The 24392-nt window shown below is 67.7% G+C and carries 22 protein-coding genes; 9 read left to right on the top strand and 13 right to left on the bottom strand.

All coding sequences use genetic code 11. The features are described from left to right. Positions 1–76 precede the first annotated feature (76 nt). The 5 genes from H283_RS0117315 (at position 77) to H283_RS0117295 (ending at position 4844) form a co-directional block, all read left to right on the top strand. Positions 77–1336 (top strand): NAD(P)/FAD-dependent oxidoreductase, encoded by a 1260-nt coding sequence (locus H283_RS0117315; RefSeq protein WP_020144791.1) that lies wholly within the window; start codon positions 77–79, stop codon positions 1334–1336. A gap of 134 nt (positions 1337–1470) precedes the next feature. Further along, the gene (locus tag H283_RS0117310; RefSeq protein WP_020144790.1) at positions 1471–2673 is read left to right on the top strand and encodes a glycosyltransferase family 4 protein; all 1203 of its coding nucleotides are present in this window, start codon (positions 1471–1473) and stop codon (positions 2671–2673) included. Between the two features lie 43 nt (positions 2674–2716). Beyond that, the gene (locus H283_RS0117305; RefSeq protein ID WP_028785690.1) at positions 2717–3571 is read left to right on the top strand and encodes a bifunctional methylenetetrahydrofolate dehydrogenase/methenyltetrahydrofolate cyclohydrolase; all 855 of its coding nucleotides are present in this window, start codon (positions 2717–2719) and stop codon (positions 3569–3571) included. A gap of 9 nt (positions 3572–3580) precedes the next feature. Then, on the top strand, positions 3581–3901 hold the full coding sequence (locus H283_RS0117300; RefSeq protein WP_020144788.1) for a DUF3017 domain-containing protein: 321 nt from the start codon (positions 3581–3583) through the stop codon (positions 3899–3901). 10 nt (positions 3902–3911) lie between these two features. Then, positions 3912–4844, top strand: a complete 933-nt coding sequence (locus H283_RS0117295) for a glycosyltransferase (protein ID WP_196806015.1) — start codon at positions 3912–3914, stop codon at positions 4842–4844. Positions 4845–4918: 74 nt separating this feature from the next. Here H283_RS0117295 and H283_RS0117290 read toward each other — a convergent pair whose 3' ends face one another. The 4 genes from H283_RS0117290 to aqpZ form a co-directional block, all read right to left on the bottom strand. Then, positions 4919–5908, bottom strand: coding sequence for a malate dehydrogenase (locus H283_RS0117290; protein WP_020144786.1), 990 nt, complete (start codon positions 5906–5908; stop codon positions 4919–4921). A gap of 154 nt (positions 5909–6062) precedes the next feature. Then, entirely contained in the window at positions 6063–6905 is an 843-nt protein-coding gene (locus tag H283_RS0117285) for a hypothetical protein (protein WP_020144785.1), read from the bottom strand. Further along, entirely contained in the window at positions 6902–7552 is a 651-nt protein-coding gene (locus H283_RS0117280) for a SatD family protein (RefSeq protein ID WP_043649987.1), read from the bottom strand. Before H283_RS0117280 ends, H283_RS0117285 begins: the two co-directional genes overlap by 4 nt. A 21-nt stretch (positions 7553–7573) precedes the next feature. After that, positions 7574–8416, bottom strand: a complete 843-nt coding sequence (gene aqpZ / locus H283_RS0117275) for an aquaporin Z (RefSeq protein ID WP_020144783.1) — start codon at positions 8414–8416, stop codon at positions 7574–7576. Positions 8417–8812: 396 nt separating this feature from the next. Here aqpZ and H283_RS0117270 point away from each other — a divergent pair, with 396 nt between their 5' ends. Genes H283_RS0117270 through H283_RS25580 form a run of 4 tightly spaced genes read left to right on the top strand, consistent with a single transcriptional unit; the run spans position 8813 to position 13788 of the window. After that, positions 8813–10561 (top strand): nucleoside-diphosphate sugar epimerase/dehydratase, encoded by a 1749-nt coding sequence (locus tag H283_RS0117270; protein ID WP_156023303.1) that lies wholly within the window; start codon positions 8813–8815, stop codon positions 10559–10561. Continuing rightward, entirely contained in the window at positions 10558–11691 is a 1134-nt protein-coding gene (locus tag H283_RS0117265) for a DegT/DnrJ/EryC1/StrS aminotransferase family protein (protein ID WP_020144781.1), read from the top strand. Before H283_RS0117270 ends, H283_RS0117265 begins: the two co-directional genes overlap by 4 nt. 2 nt (positions 11692–11693) lie before the next feature. Next, entirely contained in the window at positions 11694–12317 is a 624-nt protein-coding gene (locus H283_RS0117260; RefSeq protein ID WP_043649985.1) for a sugar transferase, read from the top strand. Between the two features lie 58 nt (positions 12318–12375). Continuing rightward, positions 12376–13788 carry a lipopolysaccharide biosynthesis protein gene (locus H283_RS25580; protein WP_020144779.1) on the top strand — a complete coding sequence of 471 codons (1413 nt, stop codon included), beginning with the start codon at positions 12376–12378 and terminating at the stop codon, positions 13786–13788. On the opposite strand, the gene H283_RS27315 is transcribed toward H283_RS25580, so the two are convergent. The 9 genes from H283_RS27315 to rfbB form a co-directional block, all read right to left on the bottom strand. Beyond that, entirely contained in the window at positions 13785–15899 is a 2115-nt protein-coding gene (locus H283_RS27315) for a glycosyltransferase (RefSeq protein WP_081633921.1), read from the bottom strand. The two genes, H283_RS25580 and H283_RS27315, sit on opposite strands and share 4 nt — an antisense overlap. Further along, entirely contained in the window at positions 15896–17227 is a 1332-nt protein-coding gene (locus tag H283_RS27840; RefSeq protein ID WP_156023281.1) for an O-antigen ligase family protein, read from the bottom strand. The genes H283_RS27315 and H283_RS27840 overlap by 4 nt, the downstream gene beginning before the upstream one ends. 3 nt (positions 17228–17230) lie before the next feature. After that, complete coding sequence (locus H283_RS27310; protein WP_196806014.1) at positions 17231–18361, bottom strand: glycosyltransferase family 4 protein; 1131 nt, start codon at positions 18359–18361, stop codon at positions 17231–17233. Between the two features lie 37 nt (positions 18362–18398). After that, the gene (locus H283_RS25575; protein WP_043650037.1) at positions 18399–19403 is read right to left on the bottom strand and encodes a Gfo/Idh/MocA family protein; all 1005 of its coding nucleotides are present in this window, start codon (positions 19401–19403) and stop codon (positions 18399–18401) included. After that, on the bottom strand, positions 19403–20488 hold the full coding sequence (locus H283_RS0117235) for a DegT/DnrJ/EryC1/StrS aminotransferase family protein (protein ID WP_020144775.1): 1086 nt from the start codon (positions 20486–20488) through the stop codon (positions 19403–19405). Before H283_RS0117235 ends, H283_RS25575 begins: the two co-directional genes overlap by 1 nt. A 23-nt stretch (positions 20489–20511) precedes the next feature. After that, positions 20512–21801, bottom strand: coding sequence for a nucleotide sugar dehydrogenase (locus H283_RS0117230; protein ID WP_020144774.1), 1290 nt, complete (start codon positions 21799–21801; stop codon positions 20512–20514). 31 nt (positions 21802–21832) lie between these two features. Further along, positions 21833–22420 carry an acyltransferase gene (locus tag H283_RS0117225; RefSeq protein ID WP_020144773.1) on the bottom strand — a complete coding sequence of 196 codons (588 nt, stop codon included), beginning with the start codon at positions 22418–22420 and terminating at the stop codon, positions 21833–21835. Between the two features lie 66 nt (positions 22421–22486). Further along, complete coding sequence (gene rfbD / locus H283_RS0117220; RefSeq protein ID WP_020144772.1) at positions 22487–23341, bottom strand: dTDP-4-dehydrorhamnose reductase; 855 nt, start codon at positions 23339–23341, stop codon at positions 22487–22489. Further along, positions 23338–24351 carry a dTDP-glucose 4,6-dehydratase gene (gene rfbB, locus H283_RS0117215; RefSeq protein WP_020144771.1) on the bottom strand — a complete coding sequence of 338 codons (1014 nt, stop codon included), beginning with the start codon at positions 24349–24351 and terminating at the stop codon, positions 23338–23340. The genes rfbD and rfbB overlap by 4 nt, the downstream gene beginning before the upstream one ends. Positions 24352–24392 lie beyond the last annotated feature (41 nt).

Raw genomic sequence — 24392 nt, 5'->3', positions numbered from 1 at the left:
CGAGTGGGACGACGCGCCCACTCGAGGGGGGAGCGTGGGTCTCGACGGGCACCGGCTCGCATGTGAAGGTGTGGACATGACCACTGACACGACCGGACAGCAGGGGCGCACGGCATACGTCATCGTCGGCGGAGGGCTCGCCGCGGCGAAGGCCATCGAGGGGATCCGCGAGAGCGACACGGACGGTGCCATCGTGCTCGTGACGGAGGAGGACCGGCTGCCCTACGAGCGGCCGCCGCTGTCGAAGGCCGTGCTCAAGGGCGAGGACGAGATGGAGACGGCCTTCACCCACGACCGCGACTGGTACACCGAGCAGGGTGTCGAGCTGCGGCTCGGCACCGCCGCCACGTCCCTCGACGCCGAGCAGCACCGGCTGACACTGGCCGACGGCGACGTGCTCTCCTACGACCGGCTCCTCATCGCGACGGGATCGTCGGCACGCGCGCTCGACGTGCCCGGCGCGGACCTCGTCGGCGTGCTCTACCTCCGTGAGATGCAGGAGTCCGAGGCCCTCAAGGCGCGCTTCACCGACGGGGCCCGGATCGTCATCGTGGGCGCCGGGTGGATCGGCCTCGAGGTCGCCGCGGCGGCCCGCGACGCCGGCTGCAGCGTCACCGTCATCGAGCCCCAGGCCGCGCCCCTGCTCGCCGTCATGGGCGAGCAGGTCGGCGGCTGGTTCGCGCAGCTGCACCGGGGGCACGGGGTCGAGTTCCGGTTCGGCGACGGCGTCGAGCGCATCGAGGGCGAGACCTCGGTGACCGGGGTCGTGACGACGTCCGGCGACACCCTCCCGGCCGATGCCGTCGTCGTCGGCGTCGGCATCACCCCGAACACGGGGCTCGCCGAGGGCGCCGGCATCGACACCGCCAACGGCATCACGACCGACGAGGCGCTGCGCACCTCGGCCGAGGGCGTGTGGGCCGCCGGTGACGTCGCGAGCTGGCGCTCGACGGCGCTCGACGCGTTCGTCCGCGTCGAGCACTGGGCCAACGCCCACGACGGCGGGCTCGCGGCAGGCCGGTCGATGGCCGGCCAGGACGTCACCTACGACCCGATCCCGTTCTTCTTCTCCGACCAGTACGACATCGGCCTCGAGTACGCCGGCTACGTCCCGCGCGGGGCCGACGCCGAGGTGCTGCTCCGCGGCGAGCCGTCGAGCAACGAGTTCATGGCGTTCTGGGTCGTGCCCGAGGGGGACGGCGTGCGCGTGCTCGCGGGCATGCACGTCAACGTCTGGGACACCATCGACGACGTCAAGCGGCTCGTGCGCGACCGCACCGTCGTGGACCGTGACCGCCTCGCCGACCCGGAGGTCCCCCTCGCCCACCTGACCTGACCTCATCCGGTGAGGCGGACGTCGCGGCGCGTCCTGTCCGTTGTGCTCACCCGCGCCTCGTGCATCTCGTACGCTCGGTCCCGTGGCGCCGTGCCACGCGTTCTCGGGGCCCGCGCGATGCAGGAATGAGGACGATGGACCCGTCGAGGCAGCACGCGCACGCGTCCTCCTCGACCGTGCCGCTCGTCACCCCGGTGGCCCAGCTCGCCTACGTCTTCTCGGAGTACTCGACGGCGACGGGCAACGCCATGTCGACGAAGATCAACGCGCAGGCGCGCGCCCACGAGTCGCTCGGGGGCCGCACCTACGTCATCGTCAGCGACCGTCGCCGGCACGACTACGGTGACGGCACGCTCGTGCGCTACGCCTCGTCGCGCTCGACGCGGCGCGAGTGGTTCACCGACCTCGAGCGCCGTGTCGATGCCGTATGCGGTGCCACCCTCGGGCGCCGACCGCTCGTCGCGCGGTTCCACCGGGAGGCGCTCGACGCCGTTCCCGCCGATGCAGAGGCGCTCGTCGTCTACAACTACGCCGGCGCCGTGACCGACCGGCTCGTGCGCCGCTTCGGGGGCAAGGTGGTGCTGCACCTCGGCAACGACGTCTTCCGCTCGTGGCGCGCCTCGGAGATCCGTCGGGTCATCGCCCGGACCCACGTCACCGTGGCGGTCAGCGACCACCTCGTCGCGACCATCGTCGACCGGATCGGTCACCGACCCGAGAACCTGCACGTCCTGCGCAACGGCGTCGACTCCGAGACCTTCCGGCCCGTCCCGGCCGTCCCCGGTGCGCCAGTGACCATCCTTTCCGTCGGCAACGTCACGCCGCACAAGGGGGTCCACCACCTCATCGCCGCGGCGGAGGTGTTGGCCAGGCGCACCCGCGACTTCCGGGTCCACGTCGTCGGCTCGGCCGGGCTCCGTCCTGCCGACGGACTCTCCGCCTACGAGCGCGAGCTGCGGCGCGCTGCCGCGCCGCTCGGCGATCTCGTCCGGTTCACCCCGTTCGTCGACCGGCGCGCGCTGCCCGCCGTCTACGGTGCGGCCGACGTCTTCGCGATGCCCGTCGAATGGCAGGAGCCTGCCGGCCAGGTGGTCACCGAGGCGATGGCCTCGGGGCTGGCGGTGGTCTCGGCGCGCAGCGGCGGCATACCGGAGTACCTCGGGCCCGACGGCGTCTACGTCGACCCGCGCGACACCGTGCACTTCGCCGACGCGCTCCACGCGCTCGTCACGTCACCGACCGAGCGGGTCGCCCGCGGCCAGGCCCTGCGCACGCGGGCAGAGTCCATGACGTGGGAGCGCAACTTCGCCGAGCTGATGCACCTGCTGGCCGACTGAGCCGTGACCACGCTGCGTGGGCAGGGGTGGCAGGATGTCCACCGTGACGGCACAGATCCTCGACGGCAAGGCCACCCTCAAGGCGATCAAGGTCGAGCTGACCCAGCGGGTCGCTCGCCTCCGCGAGCAGGGGGTCGTGCCCGGCCTCGGCACGGTGCTCGTCGGCGACGACCCGGGCAGCCACTGGTACGTCAACGCCAAGCACAAGGACTGCGCCGAGATCGGCATCACGAGCCTGCGCCGTGACCTGCCGGCCACCGCCAGCCAGGCCGAGGTCGAGGCCGTCATCGACGAGCTCAACGCCGACCCCACCTGCACGGGCTTCCTGGTCCAGCAGCCGACCGGCCTCGACGAGATGGCCCTGCTCTCGCGCGTCGACCCGACCAAGGACGTCGACGGCCTGCACCCGATGAACCTCGGCTGGCTCGCACTCGGCAAGCCGGCCCCGCTCCCGTGCACGCCGATGGGATGCATCGAGCTGCTCCGTCGTCACGACGTGCCGATCGCCGGCGCCAAGGTCGTCGTCATCGGGCGCGGGCTCACCGTGGGCCGCCCGCTCGGCCTCATCCTGACCCGCAAGAGCGAGAACGCCACCGTGACGCTGTGCCACACCGGCACCAAGGACCTCGCCGCCGAGGTGCGCCAGGCCGACATCGTCATCGCCGCAGCCGGGGTGCCCGGCATCGTCACCAAGGCCATGGTCAAGCCCGGAGCCGCGGTGCTCGACGTCGGTGTCAGCCGCGTCGACGGCAAGATCGCCGGGGACGTCGCCCTCGACGTCGCCGAGGTCGCCGGGTGGGTCAGCCCCAACCCGGGCGGCGTCGGCCCGATGACCCGCGCCCTGCTGCTCACCAACATCGTCGAGGCGGCCGAGTCCTCGGTCGCGTCCGGCGCCTGAGCAGCCCCGATGCAGTGGCGGGGTAGCGGATTCGTCGTCCTCGGCTGGTGGTACCTCGTCGCCGGACTGGCCGCCGTCGGGGTCCTCGTCATCTCGTTCCTCGACGTGCGGTGGGGCGGACGCATCATGGCCGGTGCGTTCTTCCTCGGCGCGCTGATCCGGCTCGTGGCCCGACCCTCACGCAAGGCGGGTGGGCTCAACGTCCGTTCCCGCACCCTCGACGTCGTCATCCTGCTGACGCTGGGCATCGGGGTGCTCATCGCGTCGGCCACCGTCAACGTCCGTGCCGACGTGCCCGACCGCACCTCCGTCGGCCGCAGCACGCGCTGACCGCTCGACCGTGCCGACCTCTCCGCCCCACGCGTTCGAGCACTACCTGCTGACTCGCTTCAGCGCGGTCTTCTCAGCAGACGTCCCGGCGCAGGAGGAGTGGCTGCGCTACCGTCTCGGCTTCTTCGTCGACGCCTGCTGGTCCTCGGTGCGCAGCCAGCACGGCGCGGACTTCACCTGGCTCGTCCTCTTCGACGACCGCTGCAGCGACGACTTCCGCGGCGACGTCGAGGCCCTCGCCGAGGGCACGTTCACCCCGATCTGGAGCCACGAGCGTTGGGCGCCGTCGATCTTCGGGCGCGCGATCGCCGAGCGCAGTGCAGCCGGGGCCGCGCCGCCCTGGCTGCTGACGACCCGCCTCGACAGCGACGACGCCATCGCGCGCGACTTCATGGCGGCTGCGCAACACGAGTTCGCGCCGGTCGAGGGCCTCTTCGTCGACTTCCCGCGCGGCATCCAGATCGACCGGAGCGGCGCCACCTACCGCTACGACCAGCTCTCGAGCCCGTTCCTCACCCTCGTCGAGCGACGTCGCCTCGACTCGCCGCCGAGCACCGTGTATGCCGCCCAGCACGCTCGCGCGCGGCAGTGGGGTCCCGTGCGGGAGGTGAGTGCGCCGCCGATGTGGGTGCAGGTCATCCACGGCGGCAACCTGCTCAACCTGACCGCCGGCGCCCGTGTCTCGCCCCGCGTCGTCAACGAGCGCTTCGACCTCGAGCTCGTCTACGACCGCGAGGTTTCGACCCGGGACCTGTTGCGGCAGAAGGCAGTCCACCGGGCACGACTTGCTCGCCTCTGGGTGCGGCACCCGGGCGAGGTCACGAAGTGGGCCGAGGCGAAGTACTGGCGGCTGCGCGGGACGCACGTGCGGCCGCAGGGCATGTCGCCCTCGCTGACCGAGGCGCTCAAGGCGAGGGCCGCCCGGCTGGGCTGGCGTCGCTGAGCCGGGCACACGGCATACGCGAAGGGCGCCGCCCACCTCGTGGTGGACGGCGCCCGTCGACGTGAGCGGTCGGCTCAGATGAGGCCGAGACGCTTGACGGCGTCGCGCTCCTCGGCGAGCTCGGCGACGGACGCGTCGATCTTGCCCCGCGAGAAGTCGTCGATGTCGAGGCCCTGGACGATGCTCCACCGGCCGTCCTCGACCGTGACGGGGAACGAGGAGATCAGGCCCTCCTGCACGCCGTAGGAGCCGTCGGAGCGCACGGCCATCGACACCCAGTCGCCGTCGGGCGTGCCCTGCACCCAGGTGCGGGCGTGGTCGATCGTCGCGGAGGCTGCGGACGCGGCCGAGCTGGCGCCGCGGGCCTCGATGATCGCCGCGCCGCGCTTGGCGACGGTCGGGATGAACGTGCCGGCCAGCCAGTCCTGGTCGCCGACGGCCTCGGCGGCGTTACGGCCACCGACCTCGGCGTGGAAGAGGTCGGGGTACTGGGTCGCGGAGTGGTTGCCCCAGATCGTCATCTTCTTGATCTCGGTCACCGGCACGCCGAGCTTGGCGGCGAGCTGGCTGATCGCGCGGTTGTGGTCCAGGCGCGTCAGGGCCGAGAAGCGCTCGGTCGGGATGTCCGGGGCGTTGCTCATCGCGATGAGCGCGTTGGTGTTGGCCGGGTTGCCGGTCACCGTGATGCGGATGTCGTCGGCAGCGACCTCGTTGAGCGCCTTGCCCTGCGGCGCGAAGATGCCGCCGTTGGCCTCGAGGAGGTCACCGCGCTCCATGCCGGGACCGCGGGGGCGCGCGCCGACGAGGAGCGCGTGGTTGACGCCGTCGAAGACCTTCGTCGCGTCGTCGCCGATCTGGACGCCGGCGAGGGTCGGGAAGGCGCAGTCGTCGAGCTCCATGACGACACCCTCGAGCGCCTTGAGCGCGGGGGTGATCTCGAGCAGGCGCAGCTCCACCGGGGTGTCGGGCCCGAGCAGGGCACCGCTCGCGATGCGGAACAGGAGGCTGTAGCCGATCTGGCCGGCGGCGCCGGTGACGGCGACCTTGACGGGGGTAGTGCTCACAGGTAGGCCCTTCACATCGGTGTGGCGCTGGACGTTCCGACGCTATCAGTGGGTGCGTGCTCGCCCGGACGGGCGCCTGTGCTCAGCGCGGGCCCGCCGCACGCGTACGCAACGGGCGTGACGACGATCACGCGTGGGGGGCGCCGCGTGGGCCTCAGACGGTGAGGGCGAGCGAGCCGAGGGCGATGAGCCAGCTGACGAAGCTCCCCACGAGGAAGTACTCGGTGACGTCGTCGATGCCGGCGGGGCCGCCCGGGTAGGAGCCCGTCCCCGTGGGGTCGCCGCTCGCCGAGCGGGCGGCCGCCTGGATCTCGGGGAAACGGAGCAGTCCCTTGGCGGCGATGACGAGACCGGCGGCGCCGAACTCCCCGGCCACGCCGAGGCCCAGGATGACGAGGCGTTCCATGGGTCCGAGCAGGCGCCCCCCCTTGAGACGGTCGGCGGGCTGGCCGCTGGTCGGGGGAGCGGCACGTCCGGTGAGGGAGGCTGCGGCCGCGGCGGCCGCGTTGGCGTTGGTGACGTCGGACGGGCGCAGGGCGCCGATGGTGAGAAGGACGAGGCGCACGATGACGTTGGCCGTCGCGACGTTGAAGAGGACGAGCCCGGTGAGGAGCAGGACCCGCTCGGCAGGCAGCGGACCCGTGCCAGGGAGGTCGGCCCAGCCGAGCCACGTGGCGAGGGGGCCTCCTGCGGGAGATGCCGCCCCCGAGAAGGCGAGCACCCCGACGACGAGGACCGCGAAGACCGCCAGCGGTGCGAGTGCGCCCCGGCCTGTCATCTGGGTGCGACGTGAGAGCTCGGCCCAGGCGGCGCCGCCGACGGCGGCCAGCGCGAGGACGAGGACGTCGGCCCAGCCGTGCAGGCCCGCGACGAGGGCGAGAGCGAAGATGACGACCGGCGCAGCCACGTGCCCGACGACACGGCCCGGCCGCCACGCCGTCGAGCGGACGATGTCGCCCACGCCGAGACCGGCCAGGACGATCGCCAGCCACGTCACGGCAGCTCGCCGAGCGTCGTCATGGCCTCGAGGGCGACCCCGATGCCGTCACGGCGCACACGCTGGGAGACGGCGGACGGGCTGATGCCGACCTGGTCGGCGACGTCGTGCTGCGCGTGACCGTGCATGAGTCCTCCCAGGATCTCGCGTGAGGTGGTCGACATGGAGCCAACCATGAAGTCCAGACAGTCGAGCGCTGCCCGCACCGCCGCGACGGTGGCAGGCGGCTCGTCGGGGGCGACGTAGGCCGTGCGTGACGTCCGGGTCTGCGCGCGCTGTGCCCGGTCCTCCGCCAGAGTGATGGCCTCGCGAGCGGCCCAGTAGGCGGGCCCGTCGTGGATGCCGCGCACCGGGTCGAGGGTCGTGACGTCGCCGCGACCGAGCCCGAAGCGGACGTCCGCCCGGGGAAAGAGCTCGGTGCGGACGACGAAGCTGGCCCGCAGCGCCGCTCCCAGGGTGGGGTAGACGCCCTGGAACTCGTCACCGACGGTGATGACGGCAGGGTCGTCGATCGGCACCTCGGCGTTCGCCCGGGCGACGGCCGCCTCGAAGGCGTCGTGCAGGGCCTGGCGCTCGCGGTGGGTGCGGGACTCGACGATGTCGCCGATGAGCGCCACCGGTGAAGGTGTGACCTTCAGATCTGACATGTGAAGATCATATCTTCATATTCAGGAAATAGAGCGCTGGCCTTCATCGGAGTCGATGTCGAGGACGGGTCGACCCTCGTCGTCGACGGCGGCGTTCTCGACCATGTCGGTCGAGCCGCTGATGTCCATGTCGTCGCGGCGCTCGCCGGTGATCCAGGCGAAGGTGCTCCCGGCGATGAGACCGCCGACGATCGGCGCCACCCAGAACGCCCACAGCTGCCCCGGAGCACCGTTGCCGTTGAAGAAGGCGACGGCGGTCGAGCGGGCCGGGTTGATCGAGGCGTTGCTGATCGGGATGGCCACGAGGTGCGCGAGGAGCAGGCCGAAGCCGATCGCGAGTGGAGCGAAGCCCTTGGGGGCGTCGTCCTTCGTCGCGCCGAGGATGATGTAGACGAAGAAGGCCGTGACGAGGGCCTCGACGATGAGCACCCCGCCGAGCGCGAACCCCCCGGGGGAGTGGGCGCCGAAGCCGTTGGCGGCGAGGTTGCCGGTGACGGGGCGTCCCGTCGAGGAGAGCAGCCCGGCGAGGGCGCCGCCGGCCAGCAGGCCGCCGACGAGCTGGGCGCCGACGTAGCCCGGGACCTCACGCCACTCGAAGCGCTTCGCGACGGCGATGCCGATCGTGACCGCGGGGTTGAAGTGCGCTCCGGAGACGTGCCCCACGGCATACGCCATCGTCGTGACCGCCAGGCCGAAGGCGATGGCGACGCCGAGGTGCCCGATGCCGTAGTCGATGACCTGACCGTCGAGGGTCCGGGCGACGAACTTCGCGTCGAAGATGGCCGAGCCGCAGCCGATGAAGACGAGCCAGAAGGTCCCGAGCGCCTCGACGGCGAGGCGTGAACTCATCTTGGGGGTGTACATCGGGCTCCTCCAGCACAGACGTCGAGGCCGAACCGCGCCGGGAGGCTCCCGGTGCTCGCAGCGTAGTGGACCCCTTCCGCCCCTGAGGGGATGCGAACGCTGGCGTATGCCGTCCGCCGACGCGCGCGTCGACGTGTCCACGGAATGTGACATGTCCGGTGATATACCGATTGACGGCTATCATTCGGCTTACGCGTGGTTTGACCGAATTGGTGCAGAAAGTCGCCAGTCACGTCGGGTTCGGGACGATGTCGTCGGCCGTCGCAGAACCCGTGACGCGTACGTGAACCGGGGCACGTCAGGGATTGTGGTGAGTACAGCGTGACAGCACAGGTACGCAGGGCTCGATGGGTCCGCCTCGGCTGGGCTGCCGTCGACGCCTTGATCTGGGTCGTCATGCTCTTCGCCGCGCTGTGGATCCGCCTCGACTTCGGCATCGACGAGACCTACCTCAAGGGCACGGCCTACTTCGCGCTCGCCGCCATGGTCGGACAGCTCGCCGTCGGCTACCTCGTCGGGCCCTACTCGATCAGCCACGTCCTCGGCTCCTTCGAGGAGATCGTCGAGCTCATGACGACGACAGCGATCGTCGGCGCCATCCTCTTCCTGTGGTCGCTCATGGTGAGCCCTCCCGTCATCCCGCGCGGTGTGCCTCTGACTGCCGGAGCCCTCGCCATCGGGCTGATGTTCGCCCTCCGATTCGTCGTGCGGACCGTGCGGTCCCACCGGGCGATGCAGACCGCGGCCGAGCGTCGCGCCATCGTCCTCGGCGCCGGCGAGGCCGGGCGCCGACTGCTGCGCAGCATGAAGTACGACGGTGCCGGGCCCTTCGTGCCGGTCGCCCTGCTCGACGACGACCCCTCGAAGCACCGCCTGCGACTCGAGGGGCTGCGCGTGCGGGGCACGCGAGCCGACCTCGCCGCGGTCGCCGAGCGCTATGAGGCCGACACTCTCGTCCTCGCCCTGCCGAACGCCGAGGCGGCCACCCTGCGTGACCTGGCCTCCCGCGCCGCGGACGCCGGGCTCGACGTCGTCAGCCTGCCGCCGCTCAAGGACATCATCGGCGGACGCCCCACCCCGAACGACCTGCGCGACCTCGACGTCGCCGACCTGCTGGGGCGACGTCCGGTGCAGCTCGACACGACCGCCATCGCCGACCAGATCTCCGGGCGTCGCGTCCTCGTCACGGGCGCGGGTGGCTCCATCGGCTCGGAGCTCTGCCGCCAGATCGCGCGCTTCGGCCCGTCCCGGCTCTACATGCTCGACCGCGACGAGTCGGGACTGCAGGCGACCGAGATGAGCCTCTCCGGCCACGGGCTGCTCGACTCCGACGACCTCATCCTCGCCGACATCCGCGACCCCAAGGCGCTCGCCGAAGCCTTCGACCGGGCACGGCCCGAGGTCGTCTTCCATGCCGCGGCTCTCAAGCACCTGCCGCTGCTCGAGGCGCACCCGCTCGAGGCGTGGAAGAGCAACGTCATCGGGACCCTCAACGTCCTGACCGCTGCCGAGGCCGCCGGTGTCTCCACCTTCGTCAACATCTCGACCGACAAGGCCGCCAACCCGACCTGCGTGCTCGGCTACAGCAAGCGCCTCGCCGAGCGACTCACGGCCGACTTCGCCCGGCGGGCCAGCGGGCGTTACGTGTCGGTGCGCTTCGGCAACGTCCTCGGCTCGCGGGGGTCGGTCGTGCACGCGTTCACGGCCCAGATCGAGATGGGTGGTCCGATCACGGTCACCCACCCCGACGTCGTGCGCTACTTCATGCTCATCCCGGAGGCCTGCCAGCTCGTGCTCGAGGCGGCGTCGATCGGCGTCGACGGTGAGGTCATGGTGCTCGAGATGGGTGAGCAGGTGAAGATCCTCGAGGTCGCCAAGACCCTCATCCGGATGAGCGGGCGCCGCGACATCGACGTCGTCTTCACCGGTCTGAGGCCCGGCGAGAAGATGGGCGAGGAGCTCTTCTCGCCCAACGAGCGCCGGCGAGCGACGGGCCACCCGCTCGTGGACAGCGTGGACGTTCCCTCGATCCACCCCGAAGCCGTGCTCGACGTGACGTTCGCGGGTGCCGAGGACGGGCGTGATTGGATGAAGCGCGGCGCGCTGGTCAACGAGCACTTCTCAGCGGAAGCGACTCAGCGATGAGCCGCATCCACCTGTCCAAGGCTGAGGTCACCGAGCTCGAGGAGGCGTACGTCCTCGATGCCTTGAGGTCCGGTTGGATCGCGCCCCTCGGTCCGCACGTCGACGCCTTCGAGGCGGCTGTGGCCGACCGCGTCGGTGTGTCGGGTGCCCTCGCCCTGTCGTCCGGCACGGCGGCGCTCCACCTCGCACTCATCGATGCCGGAGCCGGCCCGGGGACGTACATCCCTGTGTCGAGCCTCACCTTCGCGGCGACCGTGAACGCGATCCTCTACACGGGTGCCGAACCCGTGCTTGTCGACTCTCAGGTGAGCGACGGGAACGTCGACGTGGACCTGATGGTCGAGGTCGTGGACACGCTTCGAGCCGAGGGTAAGGACGTGCCCGCGGTGGTACCTGTCGACCTCCTCGGCCGCTGTGTCGACTACACCCGCCTCCTCCCCGCGCTCGATGAGCGTGGAGTCGTGGTCGTCGAGGACGCCGCCGAAGCGCTAGGCGCATCCCATGCGGGTCGAGGCGCAGGTTCGTTCGGACGCTCGGCAGCCCTGTCGTTCAACGGCAACAAGATCATGACCACGTCCGGCGGCGGCATGTTGCTCAGTGACGACCTGGACCTGTTGGACCGCGCCCGTTACCTCTCGACCCAGGCCCGTCAGCCCGTGCCGTGGTACGAGCACGAGGACGTCGGCTACAACTACCGGATGTCGAACATCCTGGCTGCCCTCGGGCGAGGCCAGCTCGAGCGCCTCGATGGGATGATCGCCCGGCGACGAGAGATCCGTGACCGCTACGCCAAGGCGCTCGCACCGTACACCGACCTCCGTTTTCTCGGGCGGTCGGGTGCCGACAACGATGAGGCGGACAACTGCTGGCTGACGACGGTGATCATCGACCGCCCAGGGCCGGGAGTGGCCGACGAGGTCGTGTCTGTGATGAACCACGCTGACATCGAAGCCCGCCACGTCTGGAAGCCCATGCACCTGCAGCCCGTCTACGCTCCCTATCGGTCGTTTGTCACGGGCGGTTCTGACGAGCTTTTCCGTACCGGCGTGACCCTGCCGAGCGGAGCGAATCTCTGCGATGACGACGTGGATCGCGTGATCGCCGTCCTCGTGGCTCAGCTGGAGCGCTGACCTTGAGACGGCATACTGCCAAGCGCGCGTTCGACCTAGCGGTGTCGCTTCCCCTGTTCATCGTGAGTCTGCCCGTCCAGTGCGTGATCGCTTTCATCGTGGCCCGGCGTCTGGGAAGTCCGGTGATCTTCGCCCAGCCTCGACCTGGCCTCAAGGGCGTGCCCTTCACCCTCTACAAGTTCAGGACCATGGTGCCGGTCAACGAGGCACTGGGCCTGGTCGACGACTCCTCGCGGATGACCGACCTGGGACGCTGGCTTCGCTCGACGAGCCTCGACGAGCTCCCGACGCTCTGGAACGTGGTGCGCGGAGACATGTCACTCGTGGGACCGCGACCGCTTCTCGTGGCCTACCTTCCGCTGTACACGCCCGAAGAGGCGCGACGCCACGACGTGCGACCGGGGATCACGGGCCTCGCTCAGGTCTCGGGACGCAACGCGATCGGGTGGGACGACCGTCTGCGCCTCGACGTCGACTACGTCGAGCGCGCGTCCTTGACGCTTGATCTGCGGATCCTGTGGCGCACCCTCACATCCGTCACGAGACGCGAGGGAATCAGCGCGCCGGACCACGAGACGATGCCGCTGCTGACCCGGCCCCTTCCTGACGGCAGGTTCGACTCGTGACACGTGTATGCGGGATGCCGCGTGCGTGTGTCGTCCCATTACGCCTTCGGGACGATCTATGAGGAGCCGAACGCTATTGGGCTTCGCCGTGGGCCCGATTGCCACAGCCCTGATAAGCCTGGTGGCGGTACCGATAGTGGCTTGGGCCTTCGCTCCAGAGGATGTCGCGAGATACAACCTCTTGCAGATCTTCGTCTCCTTCTCAGTCCTGCTCGCGACTCTCGGCCTCGACCAGGGGTACGTCCGAAACTTCCACGAGACCAAGGACAGGGCCGTACTTCTCCGTAGCTGCGTCGTCCCCAGCGTCGTGCTCTTCGGCTCCGTGGCAGTCCCTGCTCTCTTCGCCTCCGGACCTCTGGCGGACCTGCTCCTCGGCAGCGATGACGCCCGTACGTTTGCGGTGGCACTCGCCTGTAGCGCCGCCGCGATCATCTCCAGGTTCCTCTCCCTCATTCTGCGGATGGAGGAAAGGGCGCTTGCCTTCTCCGCAAGCCAACTCATCCCGAAGGCTGTATTTCTTGGGTCGGTTGCGCTCGTGCTGATGCTTGCCGTCAGGCGCGATTTCCTCAGCCTGTCGACCGCGGTACTAGCTTCCTGGGTAGCAACCGCCGCGATCACTGGGTGGGCCACGAGAGGGCAGTGGATCCTCGCGGCCCGCGCGCGTGTCGACAGAGAGCTTGTTCGGGCGCTGATCCGCTACAGCTTCCCTCTCATCTTCGCTGGCTTGGCGTACTGGGCGCTAACGGCGACGAGCGCGGTGGCGCTGAGGTACCTCTCAACGCTGGCCGAGCTCGGGGTGTATTCGGTGGCTCTGACGTTTGCAGGAGCAGCCGTCGTCGTGCAGACGATCTTTTCCGTCGTGTGGGCACCTATTGTTTACAGATGGGTGGCGGAGGGCACTGATTTGGGCAGGGTCGACACCGTCATGTATCAGGTACTGGCTGTGGTGACTGCGCTCTTGGTCGTCGTCGGCTCCCTCTCCTGGTTGACCGACGTGTTGCTGCCAGCAGCGTATGACGACGTCAAGTACCTCGTACTAGGCAGCATCCTGCAACCACTCCTCTACACTCTGTCCGAAGCATCGGGCATCGGCATCAACATCACCCGGCGGACGGTGTGGTCTGTGTGGTGCACACTCGCAGGTCTCGCCTGTAGCGTGACCCTGAACCTCGTGTTGACGCCTCATTTCGGCGCCAGAGGAGCCGTGGTGGCGAACACCGTCGCTTACTTCGTCTACTTCGTGACGAGGACCGAAGCGTCAGTACATACGTGGCGGACTTTCAATCGCAGACGGCTATACACAATCACCTCGCTGTCCGTGGTGGGCGCTTTGGCAACGGTGGCGTGGGGGGCAACCTCCGGCCTGTGGTACGCGGTCGCGTGGGCTGCCCTTGCCCCGGTGGTCATCTGGGCCTTTCGCGGCGAGTGGCTGGCGCTGAGGGCCTTAAGGAAGAGCTCGGTGCCGGCCTAGGCCTCTTCCAGCTCCGTGGCGTGATGGAGACTTGAACGCGATACGACTGACGTGAGCACCTCGGCGGTGTCAGCGGCTCGGCTGCGCCACGAGTGCTCGTCGACGGCGCTCTCGCGACCGTGCCGTCCCATCTCCGCGGCTCGCGCGGGATCGTTGGCGATCTGACGTACTGCCTCCGCCAAGCTCATGGCGCTTCCCGGCTCAACGAGGATGCCACAGTCCGCGCTAGATATGGTTTCGGCCATCCCGGGGAGGTCGGAGGCGATGACTGGGACGCCGCACGCCATCGACTCGAACAGCTTCAGGGGTGCCAAACCGCTGGTCGTGTGGTCGCGTGTGCTGTTCTGCCCTCGATCCTGAGCTGATGAAGCCATGGGCAGTAGCGAGACCAGAGACGCCGCCACGAGACCCGGTATCTCGGCATAAGGCTGCCGGCCGAGGTAGATGATGTGGCTCCCGTCTGACTTGCGCTCGACGAGGTCGCGCAACTGGCCGTCACCTACGACCACCAGCGAGACATCCTCGGGCCAGAGCTGGGATGACGCCGCCTCGAGAGCAATATCTATTCCCTGCCACGGCGCCAACGCGCCGAAGAAGACGACGTAACGATCGGGGAGGTCTTCGCGTCGTGGGGCATGGGGCGTAAAGAGCTCAACGTCAGCACCGTTAGAGACGAGGTGCCCCCGCTCAACGCCTGCGTCTAGCCGCAGCCAGCGAACGAGCTGGGGAGTGACCGTGATCACTGCGTCAGCAGATCGCATCTGTGATCGGTTGGCCCGCTCAACCAATGGTCGGATTCGCCGCAGTCCCGGCCAGGCGACCAAAGCATCTTCGTGCGGTCCATTCACCTCTTGGACCACGGGCACTCGAAGTACTTTGGCGAGCAGCGCAGCGGGCCACGCAGCGAAGTGCGAACGGATGTAAAAGGCGTCACCGCGCCTAACGCTGGTGATGGCCCGGCCTTGGATCAAACCGAACTGAACCAGTCGGCTGGCGGCGGATGGGGACCCCTGACCGTACTTCGGCTTGAGAAGACGTACTGACCAGCCAGCGGCGGCAAGGCCCTTCACTATCTCGTGCACGTGGGCGTGGGCGGCTTGGCCTTCGGTCGTCGCCTGGAGGGTTATGTAGCTGAGGCGGGGGGGCCGCGGCAGTCCGCTGATCTCCGCGAGGTGCTGCCCGAGCAGTTCGAACCTCCGCGTGGGGTCGAAGGTGCGGCTCGCCCATCGGGCGTTTTCTGCGCTTGGGTTTAGTCTTCCCGCTTTCCATTCGCAGGACAGCTCCTTGAGTGCCTGAGTGACGGACTCCGGCGTGGGCTCGACCTTCATCGTATGGTCGAGTTCCTGAGAGTAGAGGACTGGGCGCCCGAACAAGAGCCCCTCGACTGCGGTGCCGCCAATCGAATCGTGGCGCACAATCCTCAGCACGCACGACGAACTGGCATAGGCCTCAGCTGGGTCTCGGACCCAACCGCGGAAATGCACATTCTCGGGAGGGTCTTCAGCCCAGATTCCTTCCCCGCCCATGACCTCAAAGCAAATCCCTGGGAGTCTGCGTGCCGCCTCGAGAACGACTGGACCTCCGTAGAACTCTGCGCGGCCATCGGGGATATACGTGAGCACGGTGAACTGTTCGGGGAACGGGGGTGGATCGGTGGGCGCCTGGACGGTGCGCCAAGGAAATCCCACGACGGAGGCAGCGATGCCCGCCTTGGCCAGCTCGCCGTGGAGTGGCTCAGAGCCAGCGAGGTGGTGGTCCACGGCCAGCGCGGGGGACCGCCAACCCGCGGCCGGTGCGCCGTGGGAGAGATCGTCGGTGAAGTTCAGGACGTCCGTCCCGATCCAGTAGCAGACCGAGATCGCTCGACGCCCAAAGATTCGTAACGCGCCGTCAAAAGCTCGGCCCCGCCAGGTGCGGGCTCCCGGGCGGAATCCGACCCGGACCACCACGTCTGCTGCCCGAATTCGCCTAAGCGCCTCCCAGTTGAGTGCGGACCGTGCCGAGTCGAGCGGTACCTCTTGCACGGGGAAGCCTGTGTCTCGGAGGCCCTCGGCAAGTTTGCGAACCCAGTTCCCCTGACCGATCAGCACGTAATTGAGGTGAGAGGTCATGAGTACGTTCCCATTCTGATGTGATGCTCTGACCGCACGCTGGGCTCCGGAGGATGGTCGTTCATCTCATCGGAAACCTCCGTCAAACCTCCTCGGAGCGAGGCTTGGACGGTAAGAATCGCGCAGACCCATGCGAGCGAGCTAGCCGCCGGACTGTCCATCGGGCTGGCGGTGTAGGAGAAGATCGCGAAGGTGACTGCCACGATCATCAGCTTCCATGCCTGTTGTATACGGCCGCGGAGAATCAGGAAGGGGGCGGTCAGTAGCAAAATGTAGGCGCAGACAAGCAGCAGTCCTCCCTGCAGGTAGTAGCTGACGAACTGATTGTCGATCGAGCCGCCGAACTTCAACTGGGGCGGCCCCAGCGTTCCGAAGACATAGTCTTGCACGAACTCGTTCGCGCGCTCCCATCCCACGTATCGTCCGCTGAGGTTTGCATCCTCGCCTGAACCCGAGCCTATAAGTGCACCCAGGCCTGTATTGAAACGGCTCACGGCTCCTGCTTCGACGAGCCGGGAGAGTCCACCAAAGAGCGTGATGATGGCTGTAGTGAGCGCAGCGAGTGAAAGCCCAATCAGTCCCGACTTGGCGGTCTGAGGTTTCAGCAGACTCGCGACGAGAATCGTGATCAGCAATAGTGCCAACGCAAGCCAGGCCGTCCTCGACTGGGATGCGAAAACACCTATGGCGCCAAAGGCGATCGCGAGCGCGCGACGGCGTGGTTGCAGGTAGAGCGCACCAAAAATCACTGCCAGAACACTCCACAGTCCGAATTCGTTGGGGTTCACGAATAGGCCGGTGCTTCGCGAGGAAATCAGGTATGCCTCGCTGTACGCGCTCTGTGTCTGTGCGTCCCAACTGGTGGCCCAACCCCAGAGCGCTGAAGGCATGACTCCCACTCGCGCCAGCAACTGCCCGATGCCATAGAGGCCGTGCCCCACGATAGCGACGAGGATCGGAACGCGAATGTCAACGTCCCAGCGTGCTGCTGCCGTGCCTAGTACGAGAATCGATGTCGGGACGAGCACAACGATGATGCTGTAGAGCGCGCGTGGTTCATAGTCGCCAACAAGTACGCCTACGAAAGGCAAAACCGTGAGCAACGTGAAGAGTGGACCGGCGGTGGACAGGAAGAGACCTTTGGCTTGAGGTCCGTCGACGCGAATGTGGAGAATCAACCACAGACCTGCTGCCGATGCGAGAAATGCTATCTCGGGCAAGCTCACCGCGCCGCGCCCGCCTGTCGTAGCGTCTATGGTCAAACGCTGACCTAGGAGCAAGTAGACGGTCAGGACGGCAGCAGTGAGACGAGTCCAGAGCACGCGCATCGCCTACGCCTCCTCTTCCGCTAGCACGGCGATTGGTTTGTCGAGGAGAGACCGGACCACAGCTTCGGGTGTGAAGTCTCGGGTGACCCACGCCCTGGCGGCGCAACCGTAGCTGGCTGCCGTTTGCGGTTCAGAAATTAGCCTCGACATGGCATGCGCTAGAGCTTGTGGGTCTCGAGCCGGTACGAGCAGTCCTGTTACGCCGGGAAGCACGCTGTCGACAGACCCAGTAGCGTCTGTGGTGACAGTGGGGATGCCCATGGCACTCGCCTCGAGCACCACGTTGGGGAATCCTTCGCGCAACGTTGGCAAGACGTGGACTGACATCAGTGAGAAGTATGGACGCACGTCGTCGACAGAACCGACGGACGACACCTGCAGACCGGAATCCTTCAGCATTTTCAAGTAGTCACTCGAGTCTGGTTCGTCCTGTGGGCCGACGATTAGGAGTTGAATGCCGCGCCCCAGGTGCGCCAAGAGCTTCGCTGCCGCCACTAATGTCTCAATGCCTTTATCGTGAGTCAGCCGCCCGACAAAACCCACTACAGGCACTGAAAGATCCAGGCCCAGCCGCTGAGCGAGATCAGCATCTGCTCGTCGGGGTGAGAAGTGAGTGCAGTCAACCCCGTGACTGCTGCCAGGCACGGTCTGCCGCAACTTGGCCACGGGTACGAGCCGCAACTCCTCGTAGCGCTTTGCGAGAGAGCGCGAGTTGGCCACGACCTCCGTGGAAGCAGCTGTGGTTACACGCTCGATGGCGACCAAGAGCCGCCGCCGGCCCCCGTGAGCCCCTTCCAGCCGCAAGCCCACGGCAGAGTAGAGACGCCGAGGTACGCGTGTCACCCGAGCCGCAATCAGGCTCAGGAGGCTGGCCTTTGGTGTTGCTGCGACGACGAGTTCAGGCCTCTCGCGTAGACACAAGAGCAACCAACTCACCAGTCCACGGAGATCGGCCACTGGAGATATGTCGCGCGTCATCGAGAGTTCGCGCGTCCTAACCCCTAGGTCGCGACGCATGTTCGCAAGTCCTTGACCCGGGGACGAGACGACACAGACATCGAAGCCGTCATTCTGTAGCTGCCTGACGAGCTCTCGATGAAACTTGTCTGCGGAAAGGGCGATGGTCGTGGTCACCAGTGCGCGCGGAGGCCTCATAGCGGTCAAGGCCTCATCAGAGCGCCGAGTGGTTCACGAGCGAGATGTTCGAACCCAACTGTGCCGACTCGATGCATGCCTCCGCCACGCGAACGGTGTCGACTCCCTGCCGCATGCTGACGATGTCAGCGTCTTTACCAAGAACCGCATCTCGGAACTGCTCGTGCTCGACCCGCAGAGGTTCCGGCTTGGCGATCGCGAAGCGAATCATGTCTCCCTCTGAGACGCCGCGGAACTGAGCGATGTCGTCGCGGACGACTCGAACGGAGCCGTTGGCGTAGAAGGTCAGGTCCGCGGTGAGCGTGTCCGCCACGAACGCGCCGAGTTCGCCGGTGATGGTAGTCACCCTCTCCTTGAGAGGTGAGAGCCAGTTGACGAGATGGTTGGTAACGGTTCCGTCGGTCAGCAGGCCTGTAGCTGCCACGAGGTCTTCGTGATCTCGCCCGCTTCGGTGAGCCGTATTGGCACTGATTCGTACGAACTCCTGCTGCGTGACCCAGGCAGTGAGGTCGATGTCGTGGGTGGCGAGGTCTTTGACCACTCCCACGTCGGAGATCCTGGCAGGAAAGGGTCCCTGACGACGGGTCGTGACCTGATAGATGCGGCCGAGCTCACCGGCCGCGATGCGGGCTCTCGCGGACTGGAGGGCCGGGTTGTATCGCTCGATGTGGCCCACGGCCCCGACCAACCCCGCGGATTCGAAGGCGTCGGCAAGTCTTTGTGCGGCGCTCACGTCCGGCGCAAGGGGCTTCTCAATCAGTGCGTGGACCCCTGCCGAGGCGAGGGCCAACCCGATTTCTTCGTGGTAGATCGTTGGGACGGCAACGACGCAGTAGTCCACGCCTGTGCGGATGATGTCATCTACGCCTCCAAGGACCTCCCGACCATTTGCTGCGTCGTGAGTGTCGCCCGACGGGTCCGCCACCCCCACAAGTTCCACCCCGTCGAGCGAGGCGAGCACCCTTGCGTGATGACGGCCCATCATCCCTAAACCGATCAGGCCTGCACGTAGGACGGGCATCACACGCCTGCCTTGACGAGGGAGTTGACGGCGTTGACGATTCGCTCGAGGTCTTGCTCGTGCAGGGATGGGTGGACGGGCAATGAGAGGCACTCGGCCGCAGCCCTCTCCGTTTCCGGGAGGTCGACATTGACGTCAAAGGGGCGGAGACGGTGGTTAGGGACTGGATAGAACATCCCGGAGCCCACGTTGTGCTCCGCCTTGAGAGCCGCTGCGAAGCCGTTTCGGTCCTCCCGGACGCGGACCGTGTATTGATGAAAGACATGCACAGCCCCGTCCGCCACGGTCGGAGTCTGGACTCCCTCGAGGTGTGCGGACAGGAAGGCAGCGTTGCGTCGCCGAGTTTCGTTCCACGCGTCGACCTTGGTCAGCTGGACGCGTCCGATCGCGGCGTGAATGTCAGTCATGCGGTTGTTCAAGCCCACAACTTCGTTGTGGTACTGCTTCTCCATGCCTTGGTTCCGATACAGCCGGACGAGCCGCTCGATGTCTGGGTCGGCCACCGAGACCATGCCTCCCTCGCCGGAGGTCATGTTCTTCGTCGGATAGAGAGAAAACATGGCGAAGGATCCGAACGCTCCCACCGGGGTCCCGTTCAGTGAGGCGCCGTGAGCTTGCGCGGCATCCTCAAAAACCTGGATGCCGTAGCGGTTTGCAAGCTCGACAAGACCGTCCATCTTGGCCGGGTGACCGTAGAGATGGACGGGCATGATTCCGACCGTCCTCTCCGTAATAGCTGCCTCCACTGCCGTGGGGGACAGGCAGAAATCGTCTGGATCGATGTCGGCGAACACGGGGGTCGCCCCGGTGAGTGCCACAGAATTCGCGGTCGCTGCGAAGGTGAACGACGGAACGATCACCTCATCTCCGGGACCGACGCCGCATGAGAGAAGACCCAGATGTTGCCCAGAGGTGCCTGAGTTGACTGCGACACAAGCTCGCCCCAGCGAGAAGTGCTCAGCGAACTCCTGCTCGAAGGCCGCGACCTCCGGGCCTTGCGCGATCATGCCGGACTGCAGGACACGGTCCACGGCAGCCCTCTCATCGTCGCCGATGATCGGTTTCGCGGGTGGGATGAAATCCATGGTTGTTGTCCTATCCGTTCGTGTCAGCCGCGGCCGATGGTCAGGACCCGAGCATCGGGAAAGGCATCGGCGTCCAGCACACTGCGCCCGTCGACGATGACGGTGGCGCCGGGCAGGTCTGCTGCGGTCAATCCGCGGTACTCGCCGTGGTCTGTCTGCAGGACCGCGAGGTCCACCTGACTCCCGAGATCGTGCGGCGTGAAACCCAGCGTTCTCAGCTCATCGTGGGTGTACATCGGGTCGTGCACAGTCACTTCGGCGCCTTCGGCGCGAAGGGCCTCGACGGTGCCGAACACCCCGGAGAAGGCCGTTTCCTTGACGCCTCCGCGGTAGCTTGCCCCCAGGACCACGGCCTGGGCCCCAGCGAGATCGCCGAACGCGCCGCGAGCCATTCCGACGGCGAAGGCTGGCATGGCGGCGTTGGCCTCGCGGGCTGCGCGGACGACGGTCGCATCCTCGTCGTTCCAGAGGTAGAGGCGCGGGTAGACGGGGATGCAGTGCCCGCCAACGGCGATGCCCGGGCGGTGGATGTGGCTGTACGGCTGGGAGTTCGAGGCCTCGATCACCTGGTACACGTCGATCCCGGCACGCTGAGCAAACACGGCGAACTGGTTCGCGAGGCCGATGTTGACGTCGCGGTAGGTCGTCTCGGCCAGCTTGGCCATCTCTGCGGCCTCGGCGGAGCCGAGGTCCCACACGCCGTTGCCGCGCCCAAGGTCTGGGCGCTCGTCAAACTCCAGCACGGCCTCGTAGAAGGCGGAGGCCGCCTTCGCTCCCTCGGGGCTGAGGCCTCCGATCAGCTTCGGGTACTTGCGCAGGTCGGCAAAGACGCGGCCCGTCAGCACCCGCTCGGGTGAGAAGACGAGGTGAAAGTCGACGCCCTCGGACAGGCCCGAGCCCTCCTCGAGCATCGGCTTCCATCGGCTGCGAGTGGTTCCGACCGGAAGTGTCGTCTCGTAGGCGACGAGAGTTCCGGGTCGAAGGCCAGCAGCGATGTCACGAGTGGCTGAGTCCATCCAGCCGAAGTCCGGCACTCCGTCCTCGTCGACGAAGAGCGGAACGACGACGACGACGGCGTCGCTCTGGCTCACAGCTGCAGCAGTGTCCGTGGTGGCGCTGAGCCGGCCGGCGTCGACGACCTCTGACAGCTTCTCGGCGAGATGCTCTTCGCCAGGGAACGGCTCCGTCCCGGCATTGACCAGCCCAACCACGGACGCGTTGACGTCAGCGCCGACTACCTCGTGGCCCATCGATGCGAACTGAACCGCCAAGGGCAGGCCGATCTTGCCAAGTCCGACGGTGGTGATCTTCACGTGGGCAGTCCTCTGGAGGTCGAGTGCGTGTTCAGGGATTGGTCGGGGTGAGGACGCCGTCGTCTTCGGCGAACGTGTCTCCGGTTTCGGGGCACCGCCACACGTCGCCATGCTGCTCGAGCGGCACTCCTGCTGGTCCGACCCATCGCAGGCGGCGGGCGGGGACGCCGGCCACAAGCGCAAAGTCCGGCACGTCCTTGGTAACCACGGCACCCGCGGCGACCATGGCCCAGCGGCCGATCGTCACGGGCGCGACGCAGACGGCTCGAGCGCCGATGGACGCGCCTGAACGCACGGTGACGCCGACCGCCTCCCAGTCGTCACCGGACTTCAGCTGGCCGCGAGGGTCAACGGCGCGAGGAAAGTGGTCGTTGGTGAAGACGACGGCGGGCCCGATGAAGACGCCGTTCTCCACTGCGGCGGGCTCGTAGACCAAGGCGTAGTTCTGCACCTTGCAGTTGTCGCCCATGGTGACGCCGACACCGATGTAGGCCCCGCGCCCGATGACGCAGTTCGCGCCGATCTCGGCGCCTTCTCGCACCTGGGCGAGGTGCCAGACCTTCGTGCCTTCACCGACGGTGGCGTCGTCAGCGACCTCGGCACTGTCGTGTACGAACATCGGGAAACCTCGTCAACTTCGGAAGTGGCACCGTGAGTCTACGGGCACACCACCACGAACCTGACATTACGCACGGAAGGAGGCAATGCCCTCGTGCCAGTCGCGGAGGGGCGCGATGCCCACGCGCTCGAGGCTCTCGTGCGAGAGGACGCTCCACGCAGGACGCGGAGCGGGCCGCGGGAAGGCGTCCGACGTCGTCGGGAGCACCCGCTCGGGGTCGAGCCCGCTCAGCTCGAAGACGGCCCGCGCCAGCCCGAACCACGTCGTCTGCCCGCTCGCCGTGCCGTGGTGGATGCCGTATGCCGTGTCACCCGCGACCAGACGTACGACGAGGTCGGCGAGGTCGACCGTCCACGTCGGCTGGCCCTCCTGGTCGTCGACGACCGACACGGTCTCCCGCTCGCCGGCGAGGCGCAGCATCGTCGAGACGAAGTTCGGGCCGCCCGCACCGTAGAGCCACGCCGTGCGCACGACCCACGACTCGGGGCACAGGGCGCGCACGGCCCACTCGCCGGCGGCCTTGGTGCGGCCGTAGGCCGAGCGCGGCGCGACGGGGTGGTCGACGGCATACGGCTCGGTGGCGGTGCCGTCGAAGACGTAGTCCGTGGAGACGTGGACGAGTCGTGCGCCGGCGCGCGAGCACGCGCGCGCCACGTTGGCGGCCCCGACGGCGTTGACCGCGAACGCGGCCGCCTCGTCGGTCTCGGCGGCGTCGACGGCGGTGTAGGCGGCTGCGTTGACGACGAGGTCGTGCCCGTCCACCGCGGCCACGCACTGCCAGGCGTCGGTCACGTCGAGGTCGCCGCGGCCGAGCCCCGTGACGACCCATCCGGCCGCGCGCAGCGCCGGCACGAGGTCGTGACCGAGCATCCCGTTCGCGCCGGTGACGAGGACGCGCCCCGCGCCCGCCTGCGCGCTCATCGTCCGAGCCTGGCGTAGGTGCGCTCGGACTCGACCTTGGCGGCCTCCCACCACTCGCGGTGGGCGGCGTACCACTCGATCGTCGCCTCGAGGCCGGCGCGCACGTCGCCGTAGCGCGGCGTCCAGTCCGTCTCGAGGCGCAGCTTGGTCGCGTCGATGGCGTAGCGCAGGTCGTGGCCGGGGCGGTCGTCGACGTGCTCGAACCAGTCGTCGGGCTTGCCGAGCAGCTCGAGGATCATCCCGACGATCTCGAGGTTGTTGCGCTCGCCGTCGGCGCCGATGAGGTAGGTCTCGCCGAGGCGGCCCTGCTCGAGGATCGCGATGACGGCGTCGTTGTGGTCGTCGACGTGGATCCAGTCGCGCACGTTGAGCCCCGACCCGTAGACCTTGGGGCGAACGCCGTCGAGGACGTTCGTGACCTGGCGGGGGATGAACTTCTCGACGTGCTGGCGCGGGCCGTAGTTGTTCGAGCAGTTCGACACGGTCGCCCGGATTCCGAAGGACCGGATCCACGCCCGGACGAGCAGGTCGGCGCCGGCCTTGGTGGCCGAGTAGGGGGACGAGGGGTTGACCGGCGTCTTCTCGGTGAACCGCTCGTGGTCGTCGAGCTTGAGGTCGCCGTAGACCTCGTCGGTCGAGATGTGGTGCAGGCGCTTGTCGTGCCGGCGGATCGCCTCGAGGAGGGTGAAGGTGCCGACGACGTTGGACTCGACGAACGGCCACGGCGAGTCGAGGCTGTTGTCGTTGTGCGACTCGGCGGCGAAGTGGACGACGACGTCGTGGTCGGCGACGAGCCGGTCGACGAGCGGTGCGTCGGCGACGGAGCCCTCGACGAGCTCGACGGAGCCGTCGCCGCCCAGGTCGGCGAGGACCGCTGCGAGCGAACGGCGGTTGGCGGCATACGTCATCGAGTCGATGACCGTCAGGCCCCAGTCGGGCCGCACCTCGCGGGCGCGCAGGACGAAGTTCGATCCGATGAAGCCGGCTCCGCCGGTCACGAGCACGCGCATGGGGCCGAGGGTAACGAAGTGCCGGCAACCTGACGGCCACG

The sequence above is a fragment of the Terracoccus sp. 273MFTsu3.1 genome, assembly GCF_000383675.1.
Lineage (GTDB): Bacteria > Actinomycetota > Actinomycetes > Actinomycetales > Dermatophilaceae > Terrabacter.
The sequence above is the reverse complement of the archived record's forward strand: the minus strand, read 5'-3'. Positions and strand labels throughout refer to the sequence as shown.